Here is a 6,510-nt window from a genome sequence, read left to right on the forward strand (position 1 = left end):
GTCAGACCGGCCAGCAGTGGGGCCAGCCGCCGGTGCCCGGGCAGCAGCCGTGGGGTCAGGCGGCCGCCGGGGCCCAGTGGGGTCAGCAGCCCGCCCAGCCGCAGCAGCAGTGGGGGCAGCCGCAACCTCAACCGGGCCAGCAGTGGGGCCAGGGCGCTCCCGTCGCCGGTCAGCAGTGGGGCCAGCCGCAGCAGCAGTGGGGACAGCCGCAACCGGGCCAGCAGTGGGCGCCGCAACCGCAGCCCGGTCAGCAGCCGCCGTGGGGACAACCCGCGGCCGGTCAGCAGCCCTGGGGCCAGCCGCAGCCGGGGCAGCAGCCGCAGTGGGCGCCGGCGCAGGCCGGTCAGCAGCCGCCGAAGTCGAAGAAGCCGCTGATCCTCGGCCTCGGTGCGCTGGCCCTGGTGTTGATCCTCGCGATCGTCGGGGTCCTCGTCGCCACATCCCTCGGGTCGAAGACCCTGGATTCCGCGGCCGCCGAGGCCGGGGTCGCGAAGGTGCTGACCCAGTCCTACGGCGCCACCGCGGTCGACGACGTGTCCTGCCCCGACGGCCAGAAGGTCGAGTCCGGCAACAGCTTCGAATGCACCGTCACCGTCGACGGGCAGCATCGGTCGGTCACCCTGACCTTCACCGACGACGAGGGCACCTACGAGGTCAGTCGCCCCAACTGAGCGGCTCCCACCGACCGGACTCAACCGATCGGCCGGACGGTCCGGTCAGCCCGCGGCCGCGGCCAGTGCGGTGGTCAGCGTCGTGACGGACCGTCCGATCCCGAGCGTGTCGGCCAGTGCCGCCAGCGCCGGCGCGTCGACGGGCACCGTGGGTAGGGCGTCGGCACCGGACAGCTGCACCGGGGCGTCGCGCGCGACCCGCACCACGGGCAGCGCCGCGTCCAGATAGTCTGCGGCCGCGTCGAGTTTGGCGCGCATGCCCTTGGCCATGCCCGAATCCGGATCGGCCGCGGCCGCCCGCATCCCGTCGAGTGAGCCGTACTGCAACAGCAGGCCCGACGCGGTCTTCTCACCGACACCCTTGACGCCGGGTAACCCGTCGGACGGGTCCCCGCGCAGCAACGCCAGCTCGGCGTAGGCGGCGCCGGCCCGCTCGGCGGGCACCCCGTACCGGTCGGCGACCTCGGCGGGCCCGAACAGTTCGGCCTTCGCCAGTCCGCGCCCGGCGTAGAGCACCCGCACCGGGACCGGGTCGTCGGCGACGACCTGCAGCAGGTCGCGGTCGCCGCTGACCACGACCACCGAGTCGGTGGTTTCCCGGGCGGCGAGGGTGCCGAGCACGTCGTCGGCCTCGAACCCGGCGGCGCCGCCGGTGGCGATCCCGGCGGCGGCCAGCACGTCGAGAATCATCGGCACCTGCGGGGTCAGGGTGTCGGGAACCTCCTCGACGGTGCCGTCCGAGCCGACCGCGACCCGGTGCGCCTTGTAGCTGGGCACCGCCGCGACCCGGAACGCCGGACGCCAGTCCAGATCGAGGCACACCACGAGCCGGTGGGGCCGGTGCCGGGTGATCAGCGAGGCCACCATGTCGGTGAAGCCGCGCACCGCGTTGACGGGACGGCCGTCGGGGGCGGTGATCGAGTCGGGCAGCGCGTAGTAGGCGCGGAACCACAGGCTCGCCCCGTCGAGCAGCAGCAGCGGGCGCCGCCCGGTGTCACCGTCCGGGGTCGTCACAGGAGTCGTCACGGTCCACATCCTGCCATCCCCGACTCGCACTACGCTGATGCCCATGAGTGCTGCCGCATCCCGATTTCCCGCCGCCCGTTACGCCGAACGCCTCACCCGCGCAGCCGAGCTCGGTGCCGCCGCCGGTCTCGATGCGCTGCTCGTGACGCCCGGCCCGGACCTGCGGTACCTGCTCGGGTCCCGCGCCGAATCCTTCGAACGGCTCACCTGCCTGGTGATCCCCACCGACGGCAGCGCGGCGACGGTGGTGGTGCCGCGCCTGGAGCTGGCGTCGCTGAACGACTCGGCGGTCGAGGAACTGTCGGTGCCGGTGCGGGACTGGGTGGACGGGCAGAACCCCTACGAGCTGGTGGCGGCGCTGCTGCCGGGTGCCGCGCGCACCGCGGTGACCGATGCGATGCCGGCGCTGCACCTGGTGCCGCTGGCCGGGTTGTTCGGGTCGGTGCCGGTGCTGGCCACCGATGTGCTGCGCGAGCTGCGGATGATCAAGGACGACGACGAGATCGAGGCGCTGCGGCGGGCCGGTGCCGCGATCGACCGGGTGCACGCCCGGATGGGTGAGTGGCTGCGGCCCGGCCGCACCGAGGCGGAGGTGGCCGCGGACATCTCCGCGGCGATCCTCGAGGAGGGCCACACCGCGGCGGCGTTCGTCATCGTCGGGTCGGGTCCGCACGGCGCCGACCCGCACCACGAGGTGTCCGACCGGGTGCTCGAGTCCGGGGACATCGTGGTCATCGACATCGGCGGTCCCGTCGAACCCGGCTACAACTCCGATTCGACCCGCACCTACAGCCTCGGCGAGCCCGATCCCGATGTGGCCGCGAAGATCGCGCTGCTCGAGGAGGCGCAGCAGGCCGCGGTCGACGCCGTGAAGCCCGGGGTGACCGCCGAATCGGTGGATGCCGCCGCGCGGGATCTGCTGGCGGCGCAGGGGCTGGGGGAGGTGTTCGTGCACCGCACCGGGCACGGCATCGGCCTGTCGGTGCACGAGGAGCCGTACATCGTCGGCGGGAACACCGACGAACTGCGGCCGGGGATGGCGTTCAGCATCGAGCCGGGCATCTATTTCCGCGGCGAGTGGGGGGCCCGCATCGAGGACATCGTGGTGGTCACCGCCGACGGCTGCGAGCCGGTGAACCGCCGGCCGCACGGGTTGACGGTGCTGCCCGGCTGACCCGGGTCGCGGTGTCCGCGCGCCGTTTTCGCCGAGCGAACGTACCCCTCGTCTCCTCAGATGTCCCGTTCGCTCGGACTCGGAGTGGGGCCGATACCGGTTCCGGGTGCGGTCACCGGTCGTCGGGCTCGGTGACCCGCTCGGTGTGGGCGCGCAGGGTCCGGGTGACGTCGGTGAGGAACGCGGTGATCGCCGCCTGCTGGTCGTCGCTGTAGGCGGCGAACAGTTCCGCGACCTCGCGCGCGAACGGCTCGTAGAGGGGCCGTAGTCGCGCCGCCACCCGGTCGGTCTCGACGACCAGGAGGATGCGGCGCCGGTCGGCGGTGTCGGGGACTCGGGTGACGTAGCCGGCGGCGGCCAGTCGGTCCGCGATGCCGGTCACCGCCCCCGGGGTCAGGTGCAGGGCCCGGGCCAGGTCCCCGGCGGTGGTCGGTCCGGACCGGGACAGCACGTCCAGGGCCCGATTGTCGGTGGCGGTCAGGCCGAGTCGGTGCGCGACCGCCTCGTGGAACATCACCACGGCCGTCGCGAAATCCCGACCGAGGAGGTCGCCGGGTGCGATCGGTTCGTTCGTCATGCCTACCCCAAATTATTTCAGTGTTCTAAACTATATACCGCACTGAACCGAAGGAGGGTGAGATGACTGCATCGACCCACGACACCGTCGGCGTGGACCGGGCACTGGCACGCGTCGCGGCTGCCTGGGAAGAAGGAAATCCCGAGTCCTACGCGCAGGCCTTCACCGCCGACGCCGACTACACGGCATTCGACGGCACCCGCATGAGCGGACGCAGAGCGATCGCCGACGGTCACCGCGCACTGTTCGCGGGCATCATGCGCAATTCCCGCATGGTGAGCGAAAGCCGGGACGTGCGTTTCCCCGCTCCCGACGTCGCGGTCGCCTGCGAACGCGGCGGAATCGTCATGTCCTGGCAGAAGCGGCGCACCGTCCCGACCGCGAGGCGCCGCTCCTCGGTGACCTTCGTCCTGGTCCGGCGGGACGGTACCTGGCTGGTGGACGCCTTCCACAACACCCGCTATCGGCCGTGGTCGAACACGCTGCTCGGGCGCCTCACGCGGCGAGGGACCCCCGCCTGATCCGAGCGAATGTACCGTTCGCTCGGATCAACCGGGGGGCAGGTCGGGGAGGGACGCCCGGGGATCAGTCCAGCACCGACCCCATCACCCGGTCCACCGCGATCTCGACGACCACGCGGGTCGGGTTCTCGCGCGGAGGCCGGTACCGCCGGGTGTAGCGCTCGACGCCCTCGGCGACCGCGGCGGCGTCGCTGCGCACCCGCGCCGAGCCCTCCAGGGTGAGCCAGCGCCCGCCGTCGACCTGCGACACCGCGGCGTAGCCGCCGCGGTCGGCGTTCAGCGCCTTCTGCGAGCCGGCGTTGGTGATCACCCGCACCACCCGGGCCTGCGGATCCCAGGTGAACCCGACCGCGACGACGTGCGGGGTGCCGTCCTTGCGCAGCGTCGTCAGGGTGCCGAGGTGATATTCGGACAGGAACTGCAGTGCGCGCTCGCCGAGCGCGTCCGGGGTGCGGGCCATACCCGCGAGCCTAGAGCGGCCGCCGCGCCGCGAGCACCGGGCCCCGACAGCGCCCGCACCGGTCGGTCACGGAACACTGGCAGCCATGACCATCGCGCAGGGAAGCATCGTGATCTTCGGGGGCCGCAGCGAGATCGGGCTCGAGGTGGCCCGCCGGCTCGCCCCCGGCCGCACCGTGATCCTGGCCGCGCGCCGCGCCGGCGACCTGCACGAACCCCGGGAGGCGGTGCGGGCGGCGGGCGCGAACGCGGTGCACACCGTCGAGTTCGACGCCGACGACCTCGACAGCCACGAGGCGGTGCTCGAGCAGATCACCGCGACGCACGGTCCGATCGACGTGGGGGTGCTCGCCTTCGGCATCCTCGGCGACCAGGCCCGCGCCGAAACCGACGCCGCGCACGCGGTCGCGGTCGTGCACACCGACTATGTCGCACAGGTCGCGCTGCTGACCCGGCTCGCGACGCGGCTGCGCGCGCAGGGCGCGGGCCGGATCGTGGTGTTCTCGTCGGTCGCCGGGGTGCGGGTGCGGCGCGCCAACTATGTGTACGGGTCGGCGAAGGCCGGGCTGGACGGGTTCGCGTCCGGGCTGGCGGACGCCCTGCACGGCAGCGGGGTGTCGTTGCTGCTGGTGCGGCCCGGTTTCGTGATCGGCCGGATGACCGAGGGCATGAGCCCGGCGCCGTTGTCGAGCACCCCGGAGCAGGTGGCCGACGCGACCGTGCGCGCGTTGGGCCGCGGGCGCGGCGAGGTGTGGGTGCCCGGCCTGCTGCGGCCGGTGTTCTTCGGGATGCGGCTGCTGCCGCGGGCGATCTGGCGGCGGCTGCCGCGCTGACCGGCCGTCACAGTTTGTAGCCGATGGTGCGCAGCAGCGCCTTGCGGTCGGCGACGTCGTCGTCGGATTCCACGCCGAGGGGCGGGCTGCCGTCGATGACGCCGATGATGCCGCGGCCGAGTTCGGTTTCGGCGATCACGAGTTCGACGGGGTTGGCGGTGGCGCAGTAGATGCCGCACACCTCCGGGACCTGCTTGATCGCGTTGAGGATGTTCACCGGGTAGCCGTTGTCGACGAACACGATGAAGCAGTGCCCGGCCGCGACCGCCAGGGCGTTGCGGGTGGCCAGGTCCGTGAGCGTGTCGTCGTTGCCGGAGCGGCGCACCAGCCGCACCCCGGACGCTTCGCAGAACGCGATCCCGAACCGCAGGTGCGGACTGGATCCGGCGAGCGTTTCGTGCAGGTCCTCGACCGTCTTGATGAAATGGGACTGGCCGACGATCACGTTGGTGTCCTCGGGTTTGTCGATGGCGACGACGCTCAGCTCCACGGGGTTCTCCTCGGGTTCGCGGGTCAGGGCCGGCGGGTGGGTCAGGGCCGGCGGGTTTCGAGCAGCCGCAACCACACCTCACTGACCGTCGGATACGACGGGACCGCATGCCACAGCGTGTCCAACGGCACCTTCCCGACGAGCGCCACCGTCGCCGCGTGCACGAGCTCGGCGACCTCGGTGCCGGCGAAGGTGGCGCCGACGAGGGTGTCGGTGGCGCGGTCGACGACGAGCGCGGCATGCCCGGCGAAGTCGTCGCGGGCCAGCGCCGAGCCGGCCACCGCCAGCTCCACCTCGAGGGTCTCGACGTCGAGGCCGGCGTCGCGGGCCGAGGCGGCGGTGTGCCCGACGGACGCGATCTCCGGTTCGGTGAAGATCACCTGCGGCACCTGCCCGTGGTCGGCGGTGGCGCGGTAGCGGGGATGGTCGAGGTCGCGGTCCTCGGCGCGGGCGGCGATCACGTCGCCGCACACCCGCGCCTGATACTTGCCCATGTGCGTCAGCGCGGCCCGGCCGGCGACGTCCCCGACCGCGTACAGCCAGGTGCCGTCCACCCCGGTGACGTTCAGGTGATCGTCGACGGGCGTGGCCGCCCCCGGTTCCAGACCGAGCACGTCCAGGCCCAGGTCCGCGGTGGCGGGGCGGCGGCCCGCGGCGACCACGATCTCGTCGACCTCGACGGTGGTGCCGTCGTCGAGCTCCACGGTCGCCGGGCCGCCGTGGATGCGCCCGATCCCGGTGTCGCGGGCGTCGTCGCGG

General features: G+C 72.8%; 9 protein-coding genes. 4 read left to right on the top strand and 5 right to left on the bottom strand.

Features of this window, described 5'->3' with window-relative positions; genetic code table 11:
• On the top strand, positions 1-671 hold a 671-nt coding region (locus ACN675_RS26820), incomplete at its 5' end, for a DUF4333 domain-containing protein (protein WP_420753713.1).
• A gap of 45 nt (positions 672-716) precedes the next feature.
• Here ACN675_RS26820 and ACN675_RS26825 read toward each other — a convergent pair.
• On the bottom strand, positions 717-1,706 hold the full coding sequence (locus ACN675_RS26825; RefSeq protein ID WP_420753714.1) for a 5'-3' exonuclease: 990 nt from the start codon (positions 1,704-1,706) through the stop codon (positions 717-719).
• Positions 1,707-1,740: 34 nt separating this feature from the next.
• Here ACN675_RS26825 and ACN675_RS26830 point away from each other — a divergent pair, with 34 nt between their 5' ends.
• On the top strand, positions 1,741-2,871 hold the full coding sequence (locus ACN675_RS26830) for a M24 family metallopeptidase (protein ID WP_420753715.1): 1,131 nt from the start codon (positions 1,741-1,743) through the stop codon (positions 2,869-2,871).
• A 112-nt stretch (positions 2,872-2,983) separates the two neighbouring features.
• Here the strand turns inward: ACN675_RS26830 and ACN675_RS26835 are convergent, their stop codons facing one another.
• On the bottom strand, positions 2,984-3,448 hold the full coding sequence (locus tag ACN675_RS26835; RefSeq protein ID WP_420753716.1) for a MarR family winged helix-turn-helix transcriptional regulator: 465 nt from the start codon (positions 3,446-3,448) through the stop codon (positions 2,984-2,986).
• 62 nt (positions 3,449-3,510) lie between these two features.
• On the opposite strand from ACN675_RS26835, the gene ACN675_RS26840 reads away from it, so the two are divergent.
• Positions 3,511-3,969 carry an SgcJ/EcaC family oxidoreductase gene (locus ACN675_RS26840; protein WP_420753717.1) on the top strand — a complete coding sequence of 153 codons (459 nt, stop codon included), beginning with the start codon at positions 3,511-3,513 and terminating at the stop codon, positions 3,967-3,969.
• 64 nt (positions 3,970-4,033) lie between these two features.
• On the opposite strand, the gene ACN675_RS26845 is transcribed toward ACN675_RS26840, so the two are convergent.
• Positions 4,034-4,429 (bottom strand): TIGR03618 family F420-dependent PPOX class oxidoreductase, encoded by a 396-nt coding sequence (locus tag ACN675_RS26845; RefSeq protein ID WP_420753718.1) that lies wholly within the window; start codon positions 4,427-4,429, stop codon positions 4,034-4,036.
• A gap of 85 nt (positions 4,430-4,514) precedes the next feature.
• Between ACN675_RS26845 and ACN675_RS26850 the strand changes: the two genes are divergently transcribed.
• Positions 4,515-5,261, top strand: a complete 747-nt coding sequence (locus ACN675_RS26850; RefSeq protein ID WP_420753719.1) for an SDR family NAD(P)-dependent oxidoreductase — start codon at positions 4,515-4,517, stop codon at positions 5,259-5,261.
• A 7-nt stretch (positions 5,262-5,268) separates the two neighbouring features.
• Here ACN675_RS26850 and ACN675_RS26855 read toward each other — a convergent pair whose 3' ends face one another.
• Positions 5,269-5,751, bottom strand: coding sequence for an adenosine-specific kinase (locus ACN675_RS26855; RefSeq protein WP_420753720.1), 483 nt, complete (start codon positions 5,749-5,751; stop codon positions 5,269-5,271).
• Between the two features lie 41 nt (positions 5,752-5,792).
• A partial coding sequence (locus ACN675_RS26860) for an FAD-dependent oxidoreductase (protein ID WP_420753721.1) occupies positions 5,793-6,510 on the bottom strand: 718 nt, incomplete at its 5' end.

Source organism: Rhodococcus sp. O3 (genome assembly GCF_048897285.1).
Lineage (GTDB): Bacteria > Actinomycetota > Actinomycetes > Mycobacteriales > Mycobacteriaceae > Rhodococcus.

What these genes read in the sequence shown, in the direction of transcription:
- ACN675_RS26825 (WP_420753714.1), bottom strand. Translation starts at nt 1,706, where the DNA reads ATGTGGACCGTGACGACTCCTGTGACGACCCCGGACGGTGACACCGGG.
- ACN675_RS26830 (WP_420753715.1), top strand. Translation starts at nt 1,741, where the DNA reads ATGAGTGCTGCCGCATCCCGATTTCCCGCCGCCCGTTACGCCGAACGC.
- ACN675_RS26835 (WP_420753716.1), bottom strand. Translation starts at nt 3,448, where the DNA reads ATGACGAACGAACCGATCGCACCCGGCGACCTCCTCGGTCGGGATTTC.
- ACN675_RS26840 (WP_420753717.1), top strand. Translation starts at nt 3,511, where the DNA reads ATGACTGCATCGACCCACGACACCGTCGGCGTGGACCGGGCACTGGCA.
- ACN675_RS26845 (WP_420753718.1), bottom strand. Translation starts at nt 4,429, where the DNA reads ATGGCCCGCACCCCGGACGCGCTCGGCGAGCGCGCACTGCAGTTCCTG.
- ACN675_RS26850 (WP_420753719.1), top strand. Translation starts at nt 4,515, where the DNA reads ATGACCATCGCGCAGGGAAGCATCGTGATCTTCGGGGGCCGCAGCGAG.